This is a genomic window from Pseudodesulfovibrio piezophilus C1TLV30 (assembly GCF_000341895.1).
Classification (GTDB): domain Bacteria; phylum Desulfobacterota; class Desulfovibrionia; order Desulfovibrionales; family Desulfovibrionaceae; genus Pseudodesulfovibrio; species Pseudodesulfovibrio piezophilus.
The window spans coordinates 2184176-2208074 of sequence record NC_020409.1 but is presented as its reverse complement, the minus strand read 5'-3'; the positions used below and the strand labels follow the sequence as shown (position 1 = coordinate 2208074).

22 protein-coding genes are annotated in these 23899 nt (G+C 55.4%); all 22 read right to left on the bottom strand.

Annotated features, from left to right (window positions below; all coding sequences use genetic code 11):
* Positions 1-5 precede the first annotated feature (5 nt).
* Positions 6-1175 (bottom strand): class I SAM-dependent methyltransferase, encoded by a 1170-nt coding sequence (locus BN4_RS10460; protein WP_015415360.1) that lies wholly within the window; start codon positions 1173-1175, stop codon positions 6-8.
* A 14-nt stretch (positions 1176-1189) separates the two neighbouring features.
* On the bottom strand, positions 1190-2170 hold the full coding sequence (locus BN4_RS10455; protein WP_015415359.1) for a GHMP family kinase ATP-binding protein: 981 nt from the start codon (positions 2168-2170) through the stop codon (positions 1190-1192).
* Complete coding sequence (locus tag BN4_RS10450; RefSeq protein ID WP_015415358.1) at positions 2167-3048, bottom strand: NAD-dependent epimerase/dehydratase family protein; 882 nt, start codon at positions 3046-3048, stop codon at positions 2167-2169. Before BN4_RS10450 ends, BN4_RS10455 begins: the two co-directional genes overlap by 4 nt.
* 2 nt (positions 3049-3050) lie before the next feature.
* Positions 3051-3518 carry a dTDP-4-dehydrorhamnose 3,5-epimerase family protein gene (locus BN4_RS10445; protein WP_015415357.1) on the bottom strand — a complete coding sequence of 156 codons (468 nt, stop codon included), beginning with the start codon at positions 3516-3518 and terminating at the stop codon, positions 3051-3053.
* The gene (locus tag BN4_RS10440; protein WP_015415356.1) at positions 3511-4779 is read right to left on the bottom strand and encodes a class I SAM-dependent methyltransferase; all 1269 of its coding nucleotides are present in this window, start codon (positions 4777-4779) and stop codon (positions 3511-3513) included. Before BN4_RS10440 ends, BN4_RS10445 begins: the two co-directional genes overlap by 8 nt.
* A 4-nt stretch (positions 4780-4783) precedes the next feature.
* Complete coding sequence (locus tag BN4_RS10435) at positions 4784-5842, bottom strand: NAD-dependent epimerase/dehydratase family protein (RefSeq protein WP_015415355.1); 1059 nt, start codon at positions 5840-5842, stop codon at positions 4784-4786.
* Positions 5839-7095 (bottom strand): HAD-IIIA family hydrolase, encoded by a 1257-nt coding sequence (locus BN4_RS10430; protein WP_015415354.1) that lies wholly within the window; start codon positions 7093-7095, stop codon positions 5839-5841. The genes BN4_RS10435 and BN4_RS10430 overlap by 4 nt, the downstream gene beginning before the upstream one ends.
* A gap of 560 nt (positions 7096-7655) precedes the next feature.
* A complete protein-coding gene (locus BN4_RS10425; RefSeq protein WP_015415352.1) occupies positions 7656-9200 on the bottom strand; it encodes a B12-binding domain-containing radical SAM protein in 1545 nt (514 codons plus the stop codon).
* 13 nt (positions 9201-9213) lie between these two features.
* A complete protein-coding gene (locus BN4_RS10420; RefSeq protein WP_015415351.1) occupies positions 9214-9897 on the bottom strand; it encodes a methyltransferase domain-containing protein in 684 nt (227 codons plus the stop codon).
* A 3-nt stretch (positions 9898-9900) separates the two neighbouring features.
* The gene (locus BN4_RS10415) at positions 9901-11313 is read right to left on the bottom strand and encodes a glycosyltransferase family 4 protein (protein WP_015415350.1); all 1413 of its coding nucleotides are present in this window, start codon (positions 11311-11313) and stop codon (positions 9901-9903) included.
* Positions 11314-11315: 2 nt separating this feature from the next.
* Positions 11316-12242, bottom strand: a complete 927-nt coding sequence (locus tag BN4_RS10410) for a TylF/MycF/NovP-related O-methyltransferase (RefSeq protein WP_015415349.1) — start codon at positions 12240-12242, stop codon at positions 11316-11318.
* Positions 12239-13354, bottom strand: a complete 1116-nt coding sequence (locus tag BN4_RS10405; RefSeq protein ID WP_015415348.1) for a glycosyltransferase family protein — start codon at positions 13352-13354, stop codon at positions 12239-12241. The genes BN4_RS10410 and BN4_RS10405 overlap by 4 nt, the downstream gene beginning before the upstream one ends.
* A complete protein-coding gene (locus BN4_RS10400; RefSeq protein ID WP_157871348.1) occupies positions 13351-14502 on the bottom strand; it encodes a CDP-glycerol glycerophosphotransferase family protein in 1152 nt (383 codons plus the stop codon). The genes BN4_RS10405 and BN4_RS10400 overlap by 4 nt, the downstream gene beginning before the upstream one ends.
* 50 nt (positions 14503-14552) lie before the next feature.
* The gene (gene asnB, locus BN4_RS10395) at positions 14553-16487 is read right to left on the bottom strand and encodes an asparagine synthase (glutamine-hydrolyzing) (protein ID WP_015415346.1); all 1935 of its coding nucleotides are present in this window, start codon (positions 16485-16487) and stop codon (positions 14553-14555) included.
* Between the two features lie 9 nt (positions 16488-16496).
* Entirely contained in the window at positions 16497-16934 is a 438-nt protein-coding gene (locus BN4_RS10390; protein ID WP_015415345.1) for an adenylyltransferase/cytidyltransferase family protein, read from the bottom strand.
* Positions 16935-16974: 40 nt separating this feature from the next.
* Complete coding sequence (locus BN4_RS10385; protein WP_015415344.1) at positions 16975-18054, bottom strand: radical SAM protein; 1080 nt, start codon at positions 18052-18054, stop codon at positions 16975-16977.
* Positions 18055-18081: 27 nt separating this feature from the next.
* Entirely contained in the window at positions 18082-18816 is a 735-nt protein-coding gene (locus BN4_RS10380; protein ID WP_015415343.1) for a cephalosporin hydroxylase family protein, read from the bottom strand.
* The gene (locus BN4_RS10375; protein WP_015415342.1) at positions 18813-19703 is read right to left on the bottom strand and encodes a hypothetical protein; all 891 of its coding nucleotides are present in this window, start codon (positions 19701-19703) and stop codon (positions 18813-18815) included. The genes BN4_RS10380 and BN4_RS10375 overlap by 4 nt, the downstream gene beginning before the upstream one ends.
* A 1-nt stretch (position 19704) precedes the next feature.
* Positions 19705-20487 carry a class I SAM-dependent methyltransferase gene (locus BN4_RS10370; RefSeq protein ID WP_157871346.1) on the bottom strand — a complete coding sequence of 261 codons (783 nt, stop codon included), beginning with the start codon at positions 20485-20487 and terminating at the stop codon, positions 19705-19707.
* A gap of 37 nt (positions 20488-20524) precedes the next feature.
* Positions 20525-21772: a nucleotide sugar dehydrogenase gene (locus BN4_RS10365; RefSeq protein ID WP_015415340.1), complete on the bottom strand. Its 1248-nt coding sequence runs from the start codon at positions 21770-21772 to the stop codon at positions 20525-20527.
* On the bottom strand, positions 21762-22595 hold the full coding sequence (locus BN4_RS10360) for a glycosyltransferase (protein ID WP_015415339.1): 834 nt from the start codon (positions 22593-22595) through the stop codon (positions 21762-21764). The genes BN4_RS10365 and BN4_RS10360 overlap by 11 nt, the downstream gene beginning before the upstream one ends.
* Before the next feature lie 3 nt (positions 22596-22598).
* On the bottom strand, positions 22599-23573 hold the full coding sequence (locus tag BN4_RS10355) for an NAD-dependent epimerase/dehydratase family protein (protein WP_015415338.1): 975 nt from the start codon (positions 23571-23573) through the stop codon (positions 22599-22601).
* Between the last annotated feature and the right edge of the window lie 326 nt (positions 23574-23899).

Below are 23899 nucleotides of genomic sequence, written 5' to 3'. Positions count from 1 at the left end.
GATCCTCAAGCTATGCAAGTCACATCCGTTTTGACACCCATGGCTTCAAGCATCCGTGATATCTCATCGGTATACACCGGGTTCATCACCACGACTCTACCCGGTTCAATGACCGAGGTCAGGACATCGGGCGGGCAGACTTCAAGTCCGGTGCCGGGCAGGAACAACCCCTGCTTCTTCCGGTCCACGTCAATGACCCTTTTGACTTGTCCCAGTGTGGAATCAGGCAGGGAGGCGGTCAAAAGCACCCCTTTGCCTGATGCGCCCCAGATTGAGACAGGGCCATGGGAAAATAATTCATGCAATAAACGTTCTTGTGCTGTGTCCATTGCGGAAAAAATCGTTTCTTCAGAAGGTGTAATTTGTCGTATTATGCTTGAATTGTTCCTTTTAAATATTGATATCAGATACTGTCCCCCATATCCTCGCTGAAAAGAATACTCGGAAAAACCAAGCTCGTTCATTAAATTGACGAGTGATTCGTGTCTGAAATAATTGCAGTGCTCATAGGTCAGGTCATAGGGGGCATGGTGGTCAAGAATCCATTGCAGGTCAGGGACTTCAATGGCGACCATGCTTGACTCCAGACTCGGTGCGGACAGCAGTTCCCGGAGGAAAAGCCCGGGAGTGGGGATGTGCTCCAGGACGTGACGCAGAACCAGGGCGTCGTATCGTTCCTCACGGCTCTCCGGTGCGAAGCATGTTCCATGCAGTTCCATGCCGTTCGGGCATGGAGGGTGTGTGGGCAGGGCTGGGTCGTAGCCGCAAACATCCATCCCCTTCTCATGCAGGTACCGTAGGAATTGGCCATCGCCACAGCCTATCTCCAGGACTCTGCCGGGGTGTCCGGCTTTTCGGGGCAGACTTGCCGCGATGAAATCCGCGGTTTCAGCCAGGTGAGCCTGATAGGCGGGGGAATCATTGCGACTGCTGTTGTAGTCTTTGTCATATCTGACGAGAGCGTCATCAAAATCGTGATTGAAGACAAAGCCGCAGCTTCGGCACAACGCCAGTGCAACACGCCCCAGAGGGGCGGCCAGTGCCTGTTCTCGTGTGGCATGGAGACGATTATTCAGCGCGGGAGTCCGTTCCCGGACCCAGAGGTCTCGGATAATATCGCTTCCGTGGCAACAGGGGCATCCCATATGGGTGGTATGGCATGTGGGCGTCGTCATACGTCGTCTCCGGGCTAGTCGCTCAGGTGGATGATCTTGCTGCCCTGCGGTTCGAAATTGAAGGGTGTTTCCTTGAGATGGGAGAGAGCCTGTCGCACGGATGCCTGTTTTTCCTCGTCGCAGTAGAAGAGCAGAAATCCGCCACCGCCAGCACCCAGAATCTTACCTCCGATGGCTCCGGCGTCCATGGCTCGTTGGTAATCCTCATCGATGGATGTGCATGAAATGGTGGAGGCCAGGTTGCGCTTGCACATCCAGCCCGCATGAAGAATCTCGCCGACCCGATCGAATTCATTGGCCACGAGGCTTTCCCGCATTACCCGCGCCAGTCCGACCATTTTGTCGAGAAAAGTCTTATTGTCCCTGATGTTCCCTTTTTGCTCAGCAAGTATGTCAGAGGAAATCCGTACCAATCCGGTGAAGAACATCATCAGCTTGCCTTGCAATGCGGCTTTGGTCTGTCTGGTAAAGATGACCGGGTCCACAAACACGCTTTCATCCTGATTGAATTGGATGGTGTTGATGCCGCCGTAGGCCGCGATATATTGATCCTGCTTGCCGATGGGGTGGCCAAGAATTTCGATTTCGATCTGGCATGCTTCACGGGCTAGTCGTTCGGCCGAGACATGCATGCCCTTGAAGGCGTAGAGCGCATTGAGCACCCCCACGGCCAGGCTGCTGGACGAGCCAAGTCCGATGCCTGCATTTCCGATGGGAATGTCACCCATGTAGACAACTTCCACACCATGGCTGATGCCGACAATCTTGAGCGCTTCGCGAATGATGTTGTGCTTCAGGTCGTCCACGCAATCCACTATTTCGGTGGTGGAGTAGCTGACCCGTATCTTGTCGTCGAACATTTTATTGACGGTGATGTATATATAGCGGTCGATGGCAGTGCTCAGGACGATGCCGGGAGTCTGTTGATAGTAGACCGAGAGGTCTGAGCCGCCGCCAGCAAAGCTGACCCGCATGGGGGTCCGTGAAATGATCATGACGTATGCCGCCTTTGTTTGACATAGTGGGCTATGCCGTTTTCCAGATTCAGCTCGGGATGCCAGCCCGTGGCCTCGCCGAGCCGGGTACAGTCTGCCCGGAAGGGATCGTGGTCGGTCTCGACAGGAATCGGATCATAGAGCGGAGCGGATATGCCGAGGGCTTTGCGTGCAGTCTCTGCCATACGCCACACTGCGGTGGCCTCGCCTGATCCGACGTTATATGCGCCGTTTGGCGGAGGCGTGTCCAGCACCATGGCAAAAGCGCGGGCGACATCCGAGACATGGATGAAATCCTGCATGGCCTGCGGCGATCGGATATCCGGTTGTTCCCCGCGTGACAGGGTATCAACCACATGGGGCAGAAGGGACCTGTGTCGTTGGCCTGGTCCGTAAACGAAAAAAAGGCGCAGCCAGTGAAATCGACTGTCCGACGCGGTGGCGAGTCCGTTCCCCATGAAAAACGCGGCATTCTTGGCCGCCTGAAACGGTGCGTCATGGGCCAGGGGAGCGTCCTCCGCTGTTTTCCCGGTCGGGGCGGCGTATTCCCAACAACTGCCGGAACTCACTATATGGTCGACCTCTGCCCGGTTGGCGGCCTCGAACAGTCGCAGGGAAGCATCGAGATTTCGACGGGACATGGCATAGGAATAATCGGGCAATCCTTCCCATGCCAGATGAACCAGGGCATCGGGACGGCTGGATTCCATGAGCCGTGTGACAGCTTCCCCGGAGTTCAGGTCCGCTCGTATCATGGGACTGGCGGCAGTGCCCACGGTGTGCCGGAAAACACCGATGACCTCATGCCCGTGCCCGAGAAGCAGGGGGATGAGGTGGCTCCCTATGAATCCGGTTGCTCCGGTCACCAGAATCCGCATGGTTAAAAGTCCTTTCGTGCCCAATCATATGGAATTTCACCCGAATGGGGATCAATCCTGCGATATTTGAGAGAGGGGTCGTGGGCATGGGATGCCACGTTGCACATCAGTGACCATGGCTTGGCCATGCCCTTGGAGCCATTGGCGATGCCGGGCGGCACGTGAACCATGCAGTAGTTGTCGTCGCCAAAATATATCTCCTGCAATGCCCCTTTGGTCGGGGATTCCTTGCGCAGGTCATAGAGCACCAGTTTGATCATGCCGGTCAGACAGATGTAGTTCAGCTCCAATGTTTCATGGGCGTGCCAGCCGTTGACGACCCCGGCGTACAACCGTTTGAAGTAGACTTCTCCCATGTGGCTCAGGGCATTGTCGTCACGCACGCCGTGCATGATGGTGCCTCGCTCGTCCGGAATGCGGCGCAGGGGGCGGATGATCACGCCATCGATGGCGCAGGTCTGGTCAGTCACGGCACACCTCGTCTGCTGTGGTCATGGTGGGGGGAAAAGGCAGGGGCGCCAGTATCTTTCCCGTAAATCCGTATGTGTCTCGCAGGATTCCCGCGATCTCTTCCAGAAAGTTCCAGGCCAGTATGACCACGGTATCAGGTATGGATTCCATGGCCGTGTCCGGGGCAACGATGGGGATGCGATTCCCGGCGGTCAACAAACCGTGCTTCAAGGGGCTTTGGTCGGCTATGACCGGGAGCATGTCCGGGCCGATGCCGCAAAAGTTGAGTAGGGTGGAGCTGCGAGCCGAAGCACCGTATCCGATGAGGACATGACCTCTGTCCAGCGCATCATGGATCATGTCCACGAGGTGGTCCCGGTGGTCGATGGCTGTGGCGGCAAACTGGTTCCAGCTCGTCAATTCATTGGTGGCGCAGTCTGCTTCGGCTTTGGCAAAGGCGTCGAGCTGATGCGAGCGAGGGCGTTTTTCAAGGGAGGCGTAGACCACGATGGACCCGCCGCTGATGGGGCTGCTTTCGAGATCAAAGGCGAACATACCGTGTCGGGCCAGGAGGGCTTCGAAGCTTTTTAGTGTGAAATAACACAAGTGTTCGTGATAAATGGAGTCGTAGTGTAGGTTTTCCAGGATTTCTTTTGCGTAGTGCACCTCCGCCGCCAGGATTCCGCCGCCCTCCAGACAGACCCGCAGGCCTTCGGCAAAGTCGTGCAGATTCGCCACATGGGGAATGACGTTGCGGGCAAAGACGATGTCCGGGTGGCCGTGTTCGGTCACGACCTCGCGGGCCACGGTCTCGCCGAAGAAATCGCACCGGGTGGGAATACCCTGTTCATTGGCGGCCTTGACAATATTGTTGGCCGGATCAATGCCGAGAACCCTGCTTCCCGCTTCTTGAAAAGGTCTGAGAAAGGTGCCGTCATTGCTGGCCACTTCCACAATGAAACTGCCCTTTGGAGCCAGAGGCGTTTCGGTGCGATGGATTCGTTCAAAAGCACGGTCTCGAAAAAGCCGTGCATAGCTCTGGGCTGTGGCCGATGTCCCGGTTACCCAGACATACTGGGAGAAAAGCTCCTCGGGATCAGCGGTGTGATTCAGTTGGACCAGGCCGCATTCAGGGCAGAATGACAGGGAGAGTGGGTATCGGGCGTCCGGTTCAGCAGTGCCCGGAGAGACCAATCCGTTGGCCAAGGGCAGGTCTCCGAGGTCGAAAAACGGGGTGATATCCGAACACTCACATCCACGGCAGTGGGTAATGGCATCCACAGGGTTACTCCTTCCAGCGCAGGTTGCTGTCCAATTGGCCTTGTGAAATAAGATTTTTCAGACGCATCAGGCGAATGCATTTTTCGCCGCGAAAATCCTCTTCGGTCAGGGAGACACGCTTGAATAGTTCGACGAGTTCCTGCCCTCCCCGGTCCAGCCCCCATTCGGGCATGAAGTGTCCCTTGAGTTCGGTCAGAATGCGATTGAACCCCACTCGATAGGTGCGAGAATCGACATGTTCTCCCGTGAAGACGAGGTCACTGCCCGGCACGGCCCGTTGAGCGGCTTCGGCCAGATCGCGCACGGTGAAGTTACCGTTTTCGATGCCCACGTTGAAAGCGCGTCCTGCCACTGTTTCACGCGGGGCAGTCAGACCGGAAATAAAGGCCGAACAAACGTCGCGGATGTGGATGACCGGTCGCCATGGGGTGCCGTCGCTCATGATTTCCACCCGGTTGGTGGTGTGCGCGCAGGCCACGAGGTTGTTGAAAACGATATCGCACCGCAGTCTGGGGCTGGCTCCGAAGACCGTGGAGGGGCGAAAAAAAGTCGTCAGGAACCGGTCATCCACCATATCGCGCAGTTCGCATTCGGCGCGCCATTTGGTCTTGGCATATGCGGTTACCGGATTTTTTTCGGAGTCGTCTTCGTCCAATTCCACACTGGTGTCGGAAACACCGTACATGCTCTGGGATGACGCATAGACGAATCGACTGGCTCCGGCTGTGCGGGCGCAGTCGGCCACGCGCATGGTCGCGGTGTAGTTGATTGCTTCGGTGATAGATGGATCGAATTCGCCCAGCGGATCGTTGGAGAGAGACGCGAGGTGGATCACGGCGTCCACGCCCTCGAAATCGGCAGGTTCCACATCTCGCACATCCTTGCGCACCTGTTTGTCGACCCCGGAGGCGAAAGGATAAAGTTGGCAGGTTTCATCGTAGAATTCGGTATCGAGTCCGTGGACGGTATAGCCCAGGTCGGACAGGATCGGGGTCAGTACCGTGCCGATGTAGCCGAGGTTGCCGGTGACAAGAACGGTCTTGATGTCATTGGTGGTGGTCATCGTTTCTCATGTGGGTTGCGGTTGCTTTCCAGAAGGTGGCGAGCCACCTCGATCAGAGGTATATCGTCCGTGACTAGGATGGAAGGGCATCCGGCTCGGAGCCCGGCTTCCATATCCCTTTCGTCGTCGCCGATGAACACGGCTTTTTGCAAATTCAGGTCAAATTCCCGTTGGGCGGTGAAAAGCATACCCGGCGCGGGCTTACGACAGGAACATCCCTCATCCCATCCGTGGGGGCAGTAATAGATGGCGTCGATGTTTGCCCCGATGTCGCGCAGGTCTGCCAGCATGGTGGCATGGACCCGTTCCAAATCGTCTTCGGTCATGACACCTCGGGCGATTCCGGCCTGGTTGGTAATCAGAAAGATCAGGTACCCGGCATCGGTGAACAGTTTGACGGCCTCACGTGAGCCGGGAATCCACTGGAACTGCTCCGGTGTGGTCACATAGCAGGCGCGAGGTTGTTTGACGTTGAGCACTCCGTCCCTATCCAGAATGATGGCGCGGGGGTGTGCGAAAAAGCGTTCCGTCTGCGGCAGGCGCTCATGGCTGCCGATACTGTAGTACCGATGGCCGGTCAGAAACCCTCCCAACCTGCGTTCTTCGATTAATGCGGGATAGGCGCAGGCCTCGAAATTGACATTCTCTTCAGGCAGGGCATCCACGACATTTCTGGCGACGATGGCGTAGCCTATGTCCACGCCTTCGAGATCCTCTGCCTGCCGGGTCTTGTCGTATGTTTCGACCATGTGATCTGCATCGAGCCGAAGATTGTCCTTCGTGTAGCCGTCGTCATTGGCATAGACCGTGATCTGGCAGCGTGTGTTGCTCTGCTTGTACTGGTGCCACATGGCGCTCACGTCCACGGGGAGAAAATTGTCGCAGTACATGAGCAGGAAATGGTCATCAAGCATGGGGCGGGCAAGCTTGAGGCGCCGGCCGGTGTCATTGTTCACATCCGAGATCGAATAGGTCACCTCCAGTCCGAATCGACTGCCGTCGCCCACGTGGTCCATGATGATGTCTGGAAGATACCCGAGCAGCAGAAGGACGCGGGAAATCCCTTGGTCCCTGACCTGTTCCAAGAGCCGGTCAAGAAAAGGTCGGCCACACACGGGAATCATTGGCTTGGGGTTGTTCTCGGTAAACGGACGCAAACGGGTACCAAGTCCCCCGGCAAGAATGACCGCTTGGGACAATTCATGGCCTGTGTTGTCGCCTGGCTGATATCGAGTAGTGTATCTTATTGTCATCTTTTACAATAAATCATTTGGTCTTAAAATGTTCCGGGGTGAAGCTCAAGAGCTTGGCACAGGTGTGATTTGGTGCAAATTATAGGCCATCCTGCGCTCCTTGTTGTACTTCGTTGTGGTGAATCACGATATATCACTTATTTACTACTTGAACAATTTTAAAAAAAGAACATATCGAGTCCTGGCTTGGAAATCCAATGAGAACGGGTTGAATCTCTTTTTTTCAACAAGGAAGCTTCTGAGAAAAAAAGGACAAACCATTTACTTGTTGATTAATCGGTATGTCTGTCCAATGACTTTAGAGCACGGAGAATCTTCTGTCCGTCCATAAAGGTTCTCCGTGAGATTGTGGCGTTGGAAAGGGACTTTTCTTTCACATGGAGCCGTACGTGCACGGACAGGAACCTCGGGTGTGCAGCGCGTTTGCCCTGGTCTCGTGGCTTTTGGGACGATGAAATATGCCCTCGCCCGATTGGTTGCTGGCCTGATACTCATTGTGGCAGAAGCAGGCTTGTGATGTTCTGCCGTGGTTCTGTGTTTACTCTTGAACTCTCTTGAATCTATATGGTCTCAAAACGAGAGATGCCACGTAGGGATAATTGCAATTTCCCCAGTGTTCGTTGTGCCAGGTCATAGGTGTTGCTGTACCAGGATGGGGGTGTTTCTGGGTGGTCGCTGAACAGGCGTCGGCGCAGCTTCATATCCAGCCCGCCCAGTCTGCGTATGGAATTTTCGACCATGGCTGTCATGGCTCCTGAGGAATTGGTTCGGGCTTCCCTGTATCCTGTGTCAAATTGTCGTTTTAGATCCAGGAGCTCTTCATCACTCATGTCTGACAGGTTGACCGAGATATCCACAAAGGAATTGAAGCGGTCGAACAGGTCCTGCTGGTCCTTTATCAGTCCTTTTTCCAGTGCATAGTCACAGAGCCCCGAGCCAGGGAAAGGCGTGGCAATCGTCGAGGAGAGTTGAATATGTTTGTGCAGTTTGCACAGGTCCTGCATCAGGGCTATGGAAGCGTCTCCATCCTCGCGGGTTTCTGAAATCTGGCCGAACATGAAATTGCCTGAAGCGAAAATGCCGTTTTCCGCCAACCGTCGGACTCCATCCCTGATCTGATCCACGGTGATGCGTTTGTCCATGATGTCGAGGATTCGTTGACTGCCGGATTCGATGCCGAGAGCCATGATGCGCAATCCGGTCCGTTTCATTTCTCTCAGCAGGTGATCGTCTATTTTGCTGAGAACATCGAAGCGGCAGGTGATGCGGTAATCAACCTTGCGGTCCAGGCCGCTGACCAATTCCACGAGCTTTTCGGCCCGCTTCGGCGTGGCCAGCACCAGATCATCGCTGAACATGAGCATATTGCCGTCAAACCGCTTCAACCATTCTTGTGCTTCCTGCATCATGTCTTCGATACGGCGGTATCGGATACGGCTGTGATGGTAGCAGAAATTGCATCGGAAAGGACATCCCCGCCCTCCGTGGATGGAGATGACCCGATCGTCGTATCGCCACTGCGGTTGCGGGTTATTGACGAAAACCTTACCGACCTGGAGCCATTGTTCTTCCGGGAAAAGTTCAAAGGGAATCTCGGGCAGTTCGGTCAGATCCTTGATGTATTCCCCCGGACCCGTATTGATGAAATTCAGCTCATTTCTGACAACCATACCGCTGACTGAGGCCGGGTCTTTGCCATCGCGCAGGGCGCGGGCCAGATTGGTCATGGTCAGTTCTCCCTCACCGATGACACCCATGTCCGCTCCGGTTATCTGGAGTGCGAATTCCGGGGTGGGCGAGACCATCTGCCCACCTATGACGATGGGGAAATCTCGTCCGCCCGTGTCCATCAATTCTATGAGCCGTTTGATAGGCAAGAGTTCGGGATAGAGATTGCCAAGGCCGACCATGAGTGGTTTTCGCGCTAGTATCTCCTTGACGAATTTCGGAAAATCCGCCTGCAATCCAGGGCGGAAAAGCACTTCCACGACAAATCCCGCTTCCTTGAGCGCTCCTGCAAGGTACGCATAGGAAAACGGAAAGGTATATGACAGCTCATGGCTGATGAGCAGGACCGGGCCGTTCTTGTGTGTCGTGGAATGCATCGGCTTCCTTGGGTTAGGGGTGTGTGAGCAGAATCATGGAATCGCGTTCCAGGAGGCCCATATCCGGTTTTTTCACGGTCCACCCGGCCTCTTCGGCCAGACGGGTCATGGTTGACCGGGAATTCCTCGGCCACCAGATTTCATCATCTTCCATATCGCGAAAAACAGCCGGTATGTGGCGGGATTGCGGCCAGCCCAGTGCATCGAGCTTTTCCCAGTCCGCATATTGATGGACGGCTGTCGCACCGGAAGCGGCTCTGGCAAAGGAGGCTTTGAGTACCTGGGCTATCAGGTCCGTATTACAATGGCACAGGACACCGAATGACCAGATGAAATCGAACATGCCGTTCTCAAACTCCCGCAGAGAGTTGTCTGTGACCTGTGTGCAGATGAGTCTGCCGTTGTACTCTTCGGGTTTGAGCCATGGAGTGACATCTTGAAAATCGGCAGTGTGGAGCGTGCCTTTGGGAAGATGTGTCAGCAGGGCACGGGACCAGGAACCGCCACCGGGACCGATCTCCAGAACAGTGGAATCCTCGCGCATATGTGGCAGAACCGCCTTGGTAAAGACTGTTCTGTAGCAGCCGCCGATGCGGGATTCTTCGGTGGCCCGGACTTTTCCGGGAGTTTCAGCCAGGACATCACCGGAGTCGTATCCGTAGTCGAATTCCTGTTTGAGCCAGTCTATGGTGGGCATTCTTCATAACTCCTTCGTGTGCGTTGCGTCTGTTGTCCGCCTGATGCGGCGGGAGAGGCGGGGGGTGTTTAGTCCCTTCTGTTCCGCCTTGCAAAATGCTTCATGCGCCCTGTCCGGTGCGCTCTTCTCCTGAACCAGCCCGGACCAGTATGCGAGCCAGGGGTCTTCCCGCCACGCGCTGGCCCAGTGCAGGATGCCGCCGGACCATCGTGACGCCATGAGCGGACTGGCATTGGCAATGGCGGTATCCGCTTGCTCCATGTCGCCGGGAGTCAATCCCGCGCTGATACGGAAAATCGTATCATTTTCTCCGAGGGAGTCCATGAATCGCTCAAATCCCGTTGCCGGATCGATTCCGTTTCCGAGGCCGCTCCGGCTCTGTTTCGGCCGGGCCATCAATGATTGGCAGACTCTCTCCATGTTTTTGAATGTATTTTCCGCCCCAAATTCAGTCTGTGCCTTGCGTCGGGCATTGGTTCCCAATCGGAGGCGTTCGGCCGGGTCGTCATGGAGTTGTTCCAGGGCCAGAGCATAGTCTGCCTCATTCTCCACGACCAGCCCGTTGATCCCATGATCCACCAGCAGACGGACGCCGCCATGAGGGAAGACTACGGGAGGAACACCGCAATACATGGCTTCCTGCAAATTTAGTTCGGCTGCGGCATAGGTATCGTGACACAGGGGGTAGCCGTAGACATCAAGGCTGGCAAAAACATCGGCCACGGAATCCACAAACCCCCGAATCTCGAAAGCCTCCGGGCATGCTGTCTCCGCCGCCTGCGCTCGGAGTTGCTCCAGTTCCCCGTCGCCGCAAACGATGAACCGGGCATCTTCAAGGCGGGCCTTGCTGCTCATGGATATATAGTTCGGATGCATCTTGTGGCTGGCGGCTGTTCCAACGTAGCCGACAGTGAACCCCGAATGCGGTTGTGGTTGTACGGCCTTGAGAGGATCGAATTCGGCTCCGGCCAGCACCATGTGCAGGTCGGTGCCGCTCCAGGTGTCCTGCATGGCTTCCAGGGTCACCGGGCTGCAGCCGATTGCGATATCAGGGAGGGCAAGCAATGATCTGGTAACGACCTGGGGCGCACTGGTCCCGCCGACGTGAATCCAGAGAGCGAGTCGTATGGGGGGCAGGGGCGCACGGAGGAATGTGTCCATCTCCGGACTGTTCCACCAGTGGACGAGGACGATATCGAATGCGTCTGCAAGCGTGGCAAAGTGGCTTGGAGAGGTGACATCGTGGACCGGAACGCCGAGTGCCCGCGCTGTTTCGGCATGGGCGGGGTCGGACGGCACCAGCGAGGCAATGGCATGGCGCTGACCAGCTTCCACGGCACGTCGGGCCAGGCCAAGCATGGCTGTTGCGGCTCCGCCTCGGGAATACCCGCGTATGACATGCAGAATATCGGGCACGGTTACTCCTTGCGCAGCCAGACACCGCCGCCTCCCTTGATGGGACGCAGTTCCGGGGTCTGTCTGCTGATGGCGAAAAATTCATCGACGGCTTTGGTACAGCCGTCCCAGTATCCATAATCGTCGAGGATCACAGCCCCGCCTGTGCCCACGGTGTCAAAACAGGTCATGAGGATATACCGCATGGATTCATACCAATCGGCGTCACCGTGCAGCAAAGCCAGCGTTGTCATGTCTTGTTTGACCAAAGGCAGCGTCTCCTGAAAGAGACCTTCATTGATTCTGACCATATCCAACACACCAAGATGATTGCAGATGGTGCGCAGGGATTCGGTGGGAGCGGCGCAGGTTCCCGCTCCCCAGCCCGTGGCGTCGGCGGGGGTCCCGGTGTGTAGACAATCGAGAGAGCATGGATCGGGCATCCCCGAGAATGTGTCAAAGGCGTGAACCGTTCGCGGGCGGCTGGAGTGGTTTCTGATCACGGCGGCGAGCATGGCTGTGGAGCCTCCGCCCGCCACGCCGAATTCGGCAAAGTCACCGGGAATATCATGCGCACATACCTCTTTTGCCCGGAGGTAGAGATTGTAGAGTCGATTGACCGGGAGCATGGTATACGGGCGAATTTTGGCCAGAAGAGGCTCGAATTCCGAGTCTTCGTGGGTAATCTCTCGGCTCATGTCTCCGGGGAGGTTCTTCAATGCCTCGCAGGCCACGGCATTGTCAGGGAAAAACCGCAGCTCTTCCAGCAGAGATTCATGGGCCTGGGCATATTCTCCCATGGCCAGGAAACAATCTGCGCGGAGCACATCCAGCCCCTGGCGCGGTTCCCGCAATCTTTTGGCTTCGATCAGTTCGTCAAGGGCGGTCCGGGGATGCCCGTCGCGGAGAAGGGTGCGGGCCTTGTCTATATGGTCATCAAGATGGCTCATGTGCGGTCCCTCATGGTGAGTCGTTTCTCAACCATCCCTGCCAACTGCGCGGCGCGGTCGGCATAGGTGTGGTCGGTGATGGTCCTTTGATGCCCATTGTGCGCCAGTTCCTGCCGCCCGGCAGTGTCCGAAAGGAGTCCGTGCAGAGCATTGACACATGAGTGGACGGAATCATAGGTGGCGATTTCCCTGCCGGGAATGAAGAAGTCGTCGATATTCGGAGCGTGGTGGGTGAGCAAGCATGCTTCCATCCCGGTGGCTTCGTACTGGCGCATGTTGTTGGCATATCCCTCGGCCCATGGCGCATGGGCGTTCAGGACAATCTTGGCTCGCTTGAGTGTGGCAAACATATCCAGACCCCAGAGAGGTTCTTTGAGCCGTTCGCGAATGGGCGAATCCGGGGCCAATCCATCCCTGTCGGTATACCCGATGCATTCAAAGCTGACATCCGATCCCAGTCCCTGGATAACCTGCTCCAGAAAAAGGGTGCGCGGCATGTGTTGTTCGCAGAAGCCACCGATGAAAACAACGTCATGGTCACGGTCCATCCGGGGCAGTCTTTCTTCGATGCGGGGGTCGAATCCCAGCGGGAGCAGATCGGCCTTCAGGCCCATGGATCGAAATCGTTCCACATAGTTGGGGAGAGAGGAGAGCATGAGGTCAAATGGGTGCAGCGATCTGTCTTCACGCAAAGGATAGGCGCATTGTCCGATGTAAAGACGGGTCAGAGACTTGAGTTGCTCCATGATCTCGGGCGGGAAGTCATAGACCGGAATTTGAAACAGGGCATCAGGGTGTACAGCTTCGATCTGCCGAAGCATCACTTCCATGAGCCATGCGGTGGTATCCTGTCGTGTGGAAAATCTTTCGACCAGGTCTGGTGCGTATTCCCGGCACCACGTCAATTGAAGAATTTCATTGTTCCAGATGATATCAGTGGCTTCATGCCCTTGTGCGCGCAGCCCGTGGCTGTAGAAATCCGCTGTACCGAAGGAGGCGACATGGATCGTTTCGAGTTGCTCTGCATAAGGCATGTCCCGCAAGTCGGGATTGGCTCGGTAAAGAGACTCGATGAAGGGGATGTAATTGAATGTCAGTATGACGAATGTCATGATTGTTCCTTGCTTTTGCTTTCCATGGTCAGGAGATACTGCATGGCTTCATTGACAACGCGGGAACACCTGTTGTTGTCTCCGTGGTGATTGAAACGGCGACAGACGCGCTGTCGTGACTCGCTGAATTCGTCCGCGCCATTGAGTATCTGGTCGAGATGTCTGAGTGTCTCCGGCCAGTCGTGAGCCTGGGGACCGGGGGTAATCTCGTTGTAGTCGAACCTGAATTTCCGTGTAGACTCCATCTCCTTGATATCAAAAGGCGTGAAAATCACCGGGCGGTCAAGGAGTAGGAAATCGAAATAGATGGATGAAAAATCCGTTATCAGGACATCCGTGGATCGCATGAAGTCGAAGACGTCCGCCAACGGGTCGTCATGGGCTGCCAGATGCATGAAGGAGCTGTTTTCGAAGTGTTCTGCCGATGCCGCGTCCGCAAAAGGTTGCAGGGGGTGGAGCTTGAGAACGAACAGGGCATTGTGCTTTTCCATAAGGGCTTCCATGGCATGGAAATCAAAGCCATAGGGACCGAAGAGTCCATATTCGACGACAGGTTTTCCTTTGCCGTCCCATTGCGGTGGTCTGCGATGTGTGGGCACGTAGAGGACCAGTTTATCAAATCCGTATCGTTGCTTGAGATGTTTGACTGCCGGGGCGATGTCCGTTCGGGCAAGGCTGTCAGCCCGAGGGTAGCCCGTGAGTCGAAAATCAAAGACCTTCGGGTCACCAAGGTGTTGCTTTGTCAGGAATTCTTCGGAAGCAAGGGTCACGAAAGCGTATTCTTCCCCAAGATATTTGAGGTCGTTCTCCATCATGGGGGTGCCGTGCCAGAGTTGGACCACGGGGCATCCATAGAGCAGAAACCAGTTCACATCCCGATATGAGACGTTCACAAACGATATGCCCGCCATGAACTGCGCCGTGTAGCCGCCGATGCTGTGGGACATGCGCGCATCCAGTCCTTGTGCCCGCAGGTGGTGCCGTATGGCCGGGTCGCGCGTCAGCCAGACCGCGTGGATATCTGGCCTATGCCGATTGACATATTCGAAAAGGTGCTTCGAGTTTTCGTCATAGCGGAATCTTTCCCTCGCGCCGAAGACCCACAGCTTCTGAGAGCGAGTGTGGCTCAGGCAGATTCTTTTCAGCAATCTGAACCAGTATATTCTGGTCCATTTTATGAGGAAGTGGACAAGAGGCATTACAGGACCGGCCTTGTGAAACAGGTGGAGAGAAATACTTCGAGATTCAGGAGCATCCAGACTTTTAGGGCATCCTTGTGGGGAGTCCGAGGACCGAGGTTGGCGACGAGTTTCTTCATGTTTTTCATCTCATAGAGACCTCGCTGTCGTGCTTCTTGCGAGAGCAGGATTTCTGAAGCCTTGTCTTTGAGGTCGCCTCCGGCCCATTGATCAAGCGGGACCGGGAATCCCTGCTTTTTTCGATACAGAATGTCATGGGGAAGAAGTTTCGATGCCGATTTTTTCAGGATGTACTTGGGTATATCGAGGTGTTCGGAGATATCATCGGCTGCCAGCAGTTTCCCGGCCTGCTCTGCCTCGGGAGATTTCCAGCGTAACTTGTGGTGCGAAGGCACGCTGAAGGCGAATTCCACCAACCGATGGTCCAGGAAGGGAACACGGGCTTCAACCGAAGTCGCCATGGTGGAGGAATCCACGCGGCGCAACAGCCCCTCAAGGTGTATTTTGGTGAAGGCATAAGCGATGTTGTTGGCGTAGTCGTCCCCGGCTGTCCGAAAGAGACGGGAAAAGGTCTTTCGGTGCATGACCTCAGCGGATCGGACCACATCCTTATCGAGCAGGCGCTGTTGTTCGCACAAGGGAACATAGCGGTATTTGGCAAGAAAATGGTCGAGCTTGGACGGGAATATCGCCTGGCCGTAGGCGGCGGTCAGTGCGGCAGTGAGTTGGCTGGCTTCCTGCGGTGGATATTCGCCGTTCTCCAGAGCGACCATCCGTTGGTAGTCGAAAGCCGAGCGGAAAATCCGGCCGTATCCCCAGAAGAGTTCATCCGCGCCTTCCCCGGAAAGCACAACGGTGATGTGGCGTTTGAGCTCTGCGGACATCCTGTTCAACGGGATTTCGTTGGGCACGGAAAGGGGTGCGTCCTTGAGTCGGATCAGTCTTTCCATGTCTTCCATGTAGGCAGTGCTTCCCAGAAGTATTTCGTGGTGCGTCGTCCCGGCCTGTTCCGCAACCATGCGGGCATAGGGAAATTCGTTGTACCCGTCTTCGGTAAATCCGATGGTGAAAGTGGAGACGGGATCAGAGGACAGTCCGGCCATGATCGTGGCGATGGCGCTGGAATCGACTCCCCCGGAAAGATATGCGCCCACGGGCACGTCCGAGATCATTCGATAGCGTATGGAAGAGGTCAGCAGTTCACGAAGTCTGTCCGCATAAAAGGCCTCTCCCTTGTCATCACGCTGTTCTTCGATGCATTGTGCGCAATCCCACCACTGGATTGTGTGGAGTCTTTCCTTGTCAAAGGTCAGGATGTGGCCGGGACGCAGGGAATGGATACCCTGATAAAAGGTGTCCTGTTCTAGGGGTTGGCGAAAGGAAAGGTACGAGGCCGCAGCCCGTTCATTGAATGCGGGCATGCCATCCAGCATGGCAAGGATGGATTTGATTTCCGAGGCAAAATAGAGCGTCTCTCCATGGCGCGAATAATAGAGTGGTTTGATGCCCAGCCTGTCTCGAGCCAGGACGACTTTTCCCGAAGCGGTATCGAGTACGGCAAAGGCGAACATGCCCTGCATCATCTCCAGACAATCCGTTCCCCATTCTTCATAGGCGTGCAGCAGAACCTCGGTATCACTTTCGCGGCAGAAGCGGTGGCCCAGCCCGTGCAGTCGCGATCGGATTTCCTTGAAATTGTATATCTCGCCATTGAAAACGAGGCAGAACCGCCCGTCTTCGGTACACATAGGCTGTGCGGAACGGTCATTTAGGTCAATGATGGAAAGCCGTCTGTGCCCGAGGGCGTGGCGAGGGCCCCAATGCACGCCGGAACCATCTGGCCCCCTGTGCCTTTGCAGGTTCAGGGCGCGGCGAAACCGTTCGCGATCAATTGAGAGAGCCTGGCTGGCTACTATGCCGAGAAATCCGCACATGAAGCAGGCCTAGAGCGTGTTGTCGCGCAGTTTGAGCAGCACTTCATTGATCAGGGTGGAGGAAGTCGTTTTGGTATAGGGCAGATAGACGATCTTCACGCCTTTTTGCTTGAACTCCGTTTCGTATCCTTCCCATTTTTCTGTTGCGTGCCAATCATCGCCCACGAACATGATGTCGAATTTAAGTTTGTCCCAGGCTTTCATTTTATCCATATCTTCCTGTGGGACAACTGTGTCCACGTAGTCGATGCTATGCACTATTTCCATGCGTTCGTGAAATGGGATCACCGCTCGTTTGTTTTTGTAAGCGACCAATTCATCGGTGGTCACGCCGACGATGAGCCGGTCGCACAGGGCCTTGGCCTTGCGCAGCAGGTTCAGGTGCCCGACATGAAACAGATCGAAAACTCCGGTGGTATATCCGATGATGATGTCTTTTTCGTTCATGTGAAATGCTCCTGATTACGGGTGATCGGTTCCGGAAACCCTAAACCCTGTCAACCGGATTGACGCCGCAACAGCGGGTGCAGGCCGGAAAACAGAAATCACTTTCGGTGAGTTGACGGCGGAAATCATTGGCCTTGTGGCCATGGAAAATAGCAGCCAGGGGTTGAGTCGAGGCATTCCCCAGCTGATAGCCGTTGAAACATCTGATGTGGAAAAAACATTCGCCGGCCGTGTTGACGGCCATGGCGACGAACGGGGTCAGGCAGGTATGCCATGACTCGTGTTTGTCTCCATTTTCGGTGTAGTAGGAACGGAGTTCATCGGCCGAGGTAAAGGGGGGCTTGAAGCCTATGCTGTCTATGTTTCTGGGTTTCCAGTCTCGCAGCTCGGAGAGTTGGCGGGCGAGGTCGTCGAAATCAATGGCGTCAAAATCGAGCACATCCCCCTCGGTGGACGCGGATTGCTCGATTTTCGGATAACAGGCGTTATGCCGGGCCTGCATCGGACCGGAGACATAGTCGAGACCCTGCACCTTGAACATGTCAATACGGACGCCGAGGTCATCGAGAATGGATGCCAACTCGGTCAGGGTTGGGGCGGTGCGGTTGAAAATGGTCGTGTTGATGACGAGTTCCACATCCGGTCGCAGGGCGCGAATCGCCTGAAGTCCCTTGAGCGCGGCACGAAAAAATCCCGGACCTCTGATGGCGTCATGGACGGCTTCGGGGCCATCCAATGAGATCTGGATGTTGTCGATGTACGGGGCTATCTCCGCAGCCCGTTTTTCCAGTAACAGTCCGTTGGTTGTCAGAAAGACCGCGTGTCCCCGCTCTTTTGCCGCCCGGAGCATCTCCGGCAGGTGCGGGGTCAGGAGCGGTTCTGTCATCACGAAATAGACGTTGCACCGGGGAGTGCGCTCTGTCACCAGGGGATCATCAAGGAGCTTTTCCAGCAGGGCAAGGCTCATGTATCTGGGTGCACCAACAAGCGGTCGGGCAATGCCTATATCCGACTCCCGGCCCACATCACACATGAGACAATGGGCGTTGCATATGGCATTGGCATAGATGATCAGATGCGTCAGCTCTGTCTGGGGGGCACTGGTTTGAGTGGGTGTCACGGGTGTCTCTCCTCGGCTTGGTGCCGGTTAATCCTTCAGGCAGCGCAGATAACCGTGCGGGGCCATGGATATGATCAGCTTGGCTTCCATTTCCCGGTCGACTTCGAACCGGCCATTTTCCTTGAGAAACTGTTTGACGGCGGTCATGGGGTTGTCTCCTTTGCCCCATGGTCGGTCATTGACCAGCGCGTCGGGAAGATTTTCAACAATGGTGTCGAAGACCACAAGGTAATCGTCCTTATGTGTCAGCGGTGAATAGAGGCGGAGTTCCTGGAGGACATGGTCATGGGTGTGATTGGAATCCAGAATGACCAGCACCCGCTTGTCCTTGGCCATGGCCGTCACCTGATTGACCACGGAAAGATCCGTGGAGCTTCCCTCGATCAGCGTGATATGCTCGTACATAGGGTGCTCTTCCAGGGCGAGCCTGTTATGCGGGCGGATATCGATATCGATGCCCACCACATGCCCTTTCCCCATCAGGCGGCACATGGAGGCGTAAAAAACACTGGACCCGCCGTGGGCCACGCCGGTCTCGACGATCAGGTCCGGCTGCATGCGGAAGATGATTTCCTGCATGGCAAGAATGTCTTCGGCATGTTGAATGATCGGGCGGCCCATCCAGTCGAAATTGAACGTATACTTATGGGGAATGGAGCGTTCCACAAAATCCTGGCCGGTCTTGCGCAGGAGAGCATCCTGTTCAAGGGAAGCGAGGCTGTTTTTTCTGTCATCGTAAAAGGCTTTCAAAGAATCACTCACGGTATCTCCTCGTGTTGCCTGGTGTTTTCAATGCATTCTTCGGGGTTCTGATATTCACGGGTGGGCAGACCTTTGGTGCGGGCGTATTCGGCGGCTCCCTCGAAGACTTGGAGGGTGGAATCCGCTCGGATTGCCTGTGGGAGATCCAGTGTCGCCTGAGCGTATATGCCGCAGTTGAATGCCCATTTGGCGTATTTGTCTGCCGAGGCTCCCGGTTTGAGCGGATGACTGAAGTCGTGCTCGATATGAAGCATGTGAAAGGTTTGGGGAGGAATGAGGATTCGTCTCCAGCCAGCGGCCCCGGCCCGGACAACGAGCCAGGAATCCATGGATCCGGCCGTGAGCAGGAAAGGTGGAAAGGGAATGAATGCTTGCCGTGCTTCTTCGGTATGCATGGCAAAGAGGTCAAGCGCGGTCCATTCTTCAGGGACAGCCTCCGCCAGGGCTGTTTCGAATTGGTCCGGCGTGTCGAGCAATCCCGTATACTCCCAGTTGTGCCGGGGCATGCTGTACAAGGAGGCCGGTTCGGCGTGGTGGGCCAACCAGTTCAGGATACCGGGTTGTAGGATGATATCGCCGTTAATGTAGATGAAGAGATCGGTGTCGCAGTCGGTGAGACAGGCTTCGAATAGAGCCTTGAAACTGCGCTGTGGACCGGTGAAAAGATAGTGGTGGACCCATGGCGTGATCACGGTCCCATATCCATGTCTTTCGGCATGGTCGAGGGTGGCGGTCTCGTCATCCCAGCAGGCGAATTTGACTTTGAGACCATCAAGCCCCTGCCATGCGAGCGCGTTGAGAACAGTCTGGTTTCGTTCCAGCCATTCTCCTGCAAAGGGCCGGAATCCCACATATACGGTGATGCTCTTTCCTCTGGAGCGGGTCATATCAATTTTTCTCCGGTTTGCGGGCGTGGATGCCCATGAACCAGCCGATGTTTTCTGGTCCCATGAGCAGGGACATGGGTTTGGTCAAAGGGGTCCGTCTATCGTAGCAGGTGAGATATTTGGTGATGCTCTCAAGGGTGGTGCCACGGCTTTCGAACATGGCACGGGCTTCGGCCTCGGTGTATGCCTTGGACCCTTTGCTTTCCATGTGATGATCCATGACCCAGTTGAGGGATTTCCACGGTTTGCCCTTGAGTGCCGCCATTTTCCACCAGCGGTACAGGGCCACTGGAGAATGGCGATTGTAAATCATGACTTTGATTTCCCCACCGGGGCGGACAGTGCGGATCAATTCCGAAAGGGCCGCACCCGTATCCGGGGTGTGATGAATGACACCCCAGGAGTAGACGAGATCAAAGGTCCCGTCATCAAAGGGAAGATGTTCGCAGTCGGCCACGCCGAGCGACGCGGCCTTCAGCCCGTAGGCATCAAGACGGGTGGTGGTGTGTGCAATCGCAGCCGGGGTCAGATCGACGCCATGCGCTTCGGCACCGCATCGCACCCATTGCAGAAAGTCGGTTCCGGCTCCGACTCCCACTTCGAGCACTTTTTTCCCGCGATAACGGGAAAATTGAGCAAAGGCATGCAACTCGGGTTCGTTGCAGTATTTGTAGTGCTCTATTTCCTCGAAGTATTCCCGCGAAAGCGGATCACTGGTCGCATGGGTCGAGCAGCAGACGGTCTCATTCCAATATTCGTATACCTGCCGCTTCTCGGCGGTCATGGGCATGTCCTTGCAGTCCGAGCGCATAACTGTGCCTCTATTCCCAGAAGTTGAGGACTATCCCGTCCTCGGCCAGGAGGGAGTGCCAGCCGGTTTCCATGAACTCGGGCCATGGCGTCAGAATTGCGGCAACGTGGGCTTCGCGGACGCATTCTTCAAGGGAATCAACGCGTTTCCACGGTCCAGTCTCATTGGCCAGGGGGTCGTGGACCACCAATTCCAGGTCTGGATATTTGCGGGCCAACCTTCGGGCTATCTCCACCGCCTGCGATTCCTCGGTCAGATAGGTGAACGGCTTGTACGCCTGCCCGAGGAGGGCGATCCGATTGCCGTGTTTTGCCGCCGCACTGGCGAGAGCGCGGCAAATACGTTCGGGCTGGGCCTTGTTGATATCCACCACGGCTTGTTGCAAGCCTGTGTCTCCTTCGACACTTCCGACAAAATTGATAAAGGCTTCATTGTCACGAGGAAAGCATGGGCCGCCAAAACCAAGACCGGGTTTGATGTATTTGGCCCCAATTCTGGTGTCGTTTCCAAGTATTTCCGTTATGGCTGATGCGTCGGCTCCGGGGGTTTGCTCGCAGATGGCGGCGAGGTTATTGGCGAAGCTGATCTTCATGGTGCAATAGCAATTGATGGAAAGTTTGGCGATTTCCGCATTGAGGACCGAGGTCCGGGCTATGTGCGGGCCGTTATCACAGGTGGCGCGGTAGATGGTTTCCAGCTCCGCTCCGGTCCGATCGTCGGACTGGCCTATGAGGACCACGTCGGGATTGATAAAATTGCGGATAACCGAGCCGATGGCGATGAATTCCGGGTTGTAGGCATAGCCGATGTCAGTGCCGACCCGTTTACCCGTGGCTTCTTCAAGCAGGGGGATGAGTTTCTGATCGCCGGATCCGGGCATGACTGTGGAGACCACATCCACCAGATACCACTCTTCTCGTGCTGCAAGGGCCGGTCCCATGCTCTTGATGACCCGTGACAGATATTTGTTGCTGAAGGCTCCCCCGGCCTGGGAAGGAGTCGGGACAATGATAAAGCAGACATCGGAATTTTCAACGGCTTCGGTTATGCTCGTGGTAAAGTGGAGCTTTCCGTTGACCTCGGTCAGCAGTTCAGCCAGACCGTCTTCGAAGAAAGTGATGTGCCCCATGTTTAAATGGTCCACATGGTCGCATGAGACATCCATGCCGATGACGTCGTATCCGGCGCGGGCAAAGCAGGCTGCCGTGCATAATCCCAATTTGCCCAACCCTATGACGGCCAGTCGTTTAGCGCTCATCCTCTGCCTCCGTCCGCGAAAGATGGTTTCTCGCCCGTTGTGCGCACTCTTTGCTCTCCCTCAGGAGGTTCTCATAGCCGTTGTCCCGCCAGTTGGCAGTTTCACCTTCACCGCTTTTTTCATGAATACGCGTGCAGTAGAGCACCTTGGGTACCCGTTTGAATAGTGCCCCTGCTTCGGCCAGGCGAAGCATGAAGTCATAGTCATTGGCATTTCTGAAATCCGTGGAATAAAAGCCGAGCCGGTCATGCCATTCCCGACGGTACAGGCGGCAGACTCCGAGGTGAAACCACTGGGCAAAACATGCAGCGAAATCATAATCAGGTTTTTCAAGGTGGTGCAGAATGTGTCCCTGGTCGTTGACCACGAACATGTCCGCATAGGCCACATCCACCCCGGTCTCCAGTGCAGGGACCAATTCGGATAAGGCGTTGGGCAAGAGGTAGTCATCGCCCACCAGATACATGCAGTACGTCCCTGTGGCCTTCTGGAATCCTTCGTTATAGGCTGCGGTGCCACCGATATTTTCGGTGCTGTCCAGAACGGTTATGGACCGATTTTGTGGGTACGCGATTTTGGGTAGCCGTACCACGGTGCCATCCTCGGCCATATGACTGACAGGGTCCACATGTTCGGTTTTCACTGTGTTCAGATAATCCCGAATGATATCGCTGGTCCCGTCCGTGGATCCGAAGTTCGAGATGATGATCTCGATTTCCGGGTAGTCCTGGAACATCACGCTGTCGAGGGCCTGGCGCAAATAGTGCCCCTGGTTGTAAGTGGGCACTATCACGCTGACGAGGGGGGCTTTCCCTCCATTCATTGGCTATGCTCCGGTTCCGTTTTTTTCCACCTGTTCCAGAATCCAACTGTAGGTCTTTTCCAGCCCGTCACGCAGGGGGCGGGAGGGCCTCCAGCCGATCTTCTGTTCAATGAGGGTGTTTTCCGAATTGCGTCCGCGAACGCCAAGGGGACCGTCTATATGTTTGATGGTCAATTTCTTGCCCGCGATATCCATGGCCATTTCAGCCAGTTGATTGATGGTGACCATTTCATCGGAGCCTATGTTGACCGGCTCGCAGTGATCCGAGGCCATGAGGCGAAGCATGCCGTCTATGCATTCCTGTACATGCAGGAAGGAGCGGGTCTGTTCGCCATCGCCCCATATTTCAATCTCACCGCCATCAGGCGTCTCGGCCACCTTGCGGCAGATGGCTGCCGGGGATTTCTCCCGACCACCGGTCCAGGCTCCTTCTTCCCCAAAAATATTGTGAAAACGTGCGATGCGGACGGAGAGCCCCTTGTTGCGCATGAATGACATGTACATCCGTTCGCTGAAAAGCTTTTCCCAGCCATATTCGCTATCGGGATCGGCTGGATAGGCCGTATCTTCGCGGCAGTCCGGTGCATCCGGCTTAAGCTGGTTGCGCAGGGGATAGATGCAGGCCGAAGAGGAATAGAAAATTTTGCCGCACTGCGCCTTGGCCGCTGCATAGGCCATATTCAGATTGACCATGGCAGAATTGTGCATGATGTCGGCATCATTATCACCGACAAAGACGTACCCCGCCCCGCCCATATCTGCGGCCAGTTGGTAGACTTCGTCGAATTGACGATCCATTAACTGCTCGCAGACCACGGGGTCCCGCAGGTCTCCGATCACAAAATCATCTGCCTTGGTCTCGCAGAATTCGTGCTCCACGATATCCACCCCGCGAACCCAGAATCCATTCTCTTTCAATCGACCTATCAGGTGGTTGCCGATAAAGCCGCCAGCCCCGCATACCAATGCACTTTTCATTGTAAGACTCCAGTTTGATATGATTTTAGCGATTGCCGCGTTTATTCAGTGAGTTATGCATCGAGTCGGAAAATGTGAACATGAAGACATTCATTTGCAATCATCATGCCGCTCTCCGAGGGGTGCTCAGATCACTGGAAAGCCCTTGTGATAGAGCGATTTGCCTGTTTTTACGCATTGGTGAGACTACGTATTGCGTCAATAAACTGTCAACAGTATTCTTGGCACTTTTGGTATTGCAAACGGGCAAACCATTCACTTAGTGTTTAATCGGTCGAAGCGAGTGGAACTTTAGCTCTGCCATGAAAGAAGCATACTTTGCCTTT

Excerpts from the sequence above, each read along its gene's own strand:
- BN4_RS10460 (WP_015415360.1), bottom strand. The coding sequence starts at position 1,175 with ATGACGACGCCCACATGCCATACCACCCATATGGGATGCCCCTGTTGC.
- BN4_RS10455 (WP_015415359.1), bottom strand. The coding sequence starts at position 2,170 with ATGATCATTTCACGGACCCCCATGCGGGTCAGCTTTGCTGGCGGCGGC.
- BN4_RS10450 (WP_015415358.1), bottom strand. The coding sequence starts at position 3,048 with ATGCGGATTCTGGTGACCGGAGCAACCGGATTCATAGGGAGCCACCTC.
- BN4_RS10435 (WP_015415355.1), bottom strand. The coding sequence starts at position 5,842 with ATGACCACCACCAATGACATCAAGACCGTTCTTGTCACCGGCAACCTC.
- BN4_RS10430 (WP_015415354.1), bottom strand. The coding sequence starts at position 7,095 with ATGACAATAAGATACACTACTCGATATCAGCCAGGCGACAACACAGGC.
- BN4_RS10425 (WP_015415352.1), bottom strand. The coding sequence starts at position 9,200 with ATGCATTCCACGACACACAAGAACGGCCCGGTCCTGCTCATCAGCCAT.
- BN4_RS10420 (WP_015415351.1), bottom strand. The coding sequence starts at position 9,897 with ATGCCCACCATAGACTGGCTCAAACAGGAATTCGACTACGGATACGAC.
- BN4_RS10410 (WP_015415349.1), bottom strand. The coding sequence starts at position 12,242 with ATGAGCCATCTTGATGACCATATAGACAAGGCCCGCACCCTTCTCCGC.
- BN4_RS10405 (WP_015415348.1), bottom strand. The coding sequence starts at position 13,354 with ATGACATTCGTCATACTGACATTCAATTACATCCCCTTCATCGAGTCT.
- asnB (WP_015415346.1), bottom strand. The coding sequence starts at position 16,487 with ATGTGCGGATTTCTCGGCATAGTAGCCAGCCAGGCTCTCTCAATTGAT.
- BN4_RS10390 (WP_015415345.1), bottom strand. The coding sequence starts at position 16,934 with ATGAACGAAAAAGACATCATCATCGGATATACCACCGGAGTTTTCGAT.
- BN4_RS10375 (WP_015415342.1), bottom strand. The coding sequence starts at position 19,703 with ATGACCCGCTCCAGAGGAAAGAGCATCACCGTATATGTGGGATTCCGG.
- BN4_RS10370 (WP_157871346.1), bottom strand. The coding sequence starts at position 20,487 with ATGACCGCCGAGAAGCGGCAGGTATACGAATATTGGAATGAGACCGTC.
- BN4_RS10365 (WP_015415340.1), bottom strand. The coding sequence starts at position 21,772 with ATGAGCGCTAAACGACTGGCCGTCATAGGGTTGGGCAAATTGGGATTA.
- BN4_RS10360 (WP_015415339.1), bottom strand. The coding sequence starts at position 22,595 with ATGAATGGAGGGAAAGCCCCCCTCGTCAGCGTGATAGTGCCCACTTAC.
- BN4_RS10355 (WP_015415338.1), bottom strand. The coding sequence starts at position 23,573 with ATGAAAAGTGCATTGGTATGCGGGGCTGGCGGCTTTATCGGCAACCAC.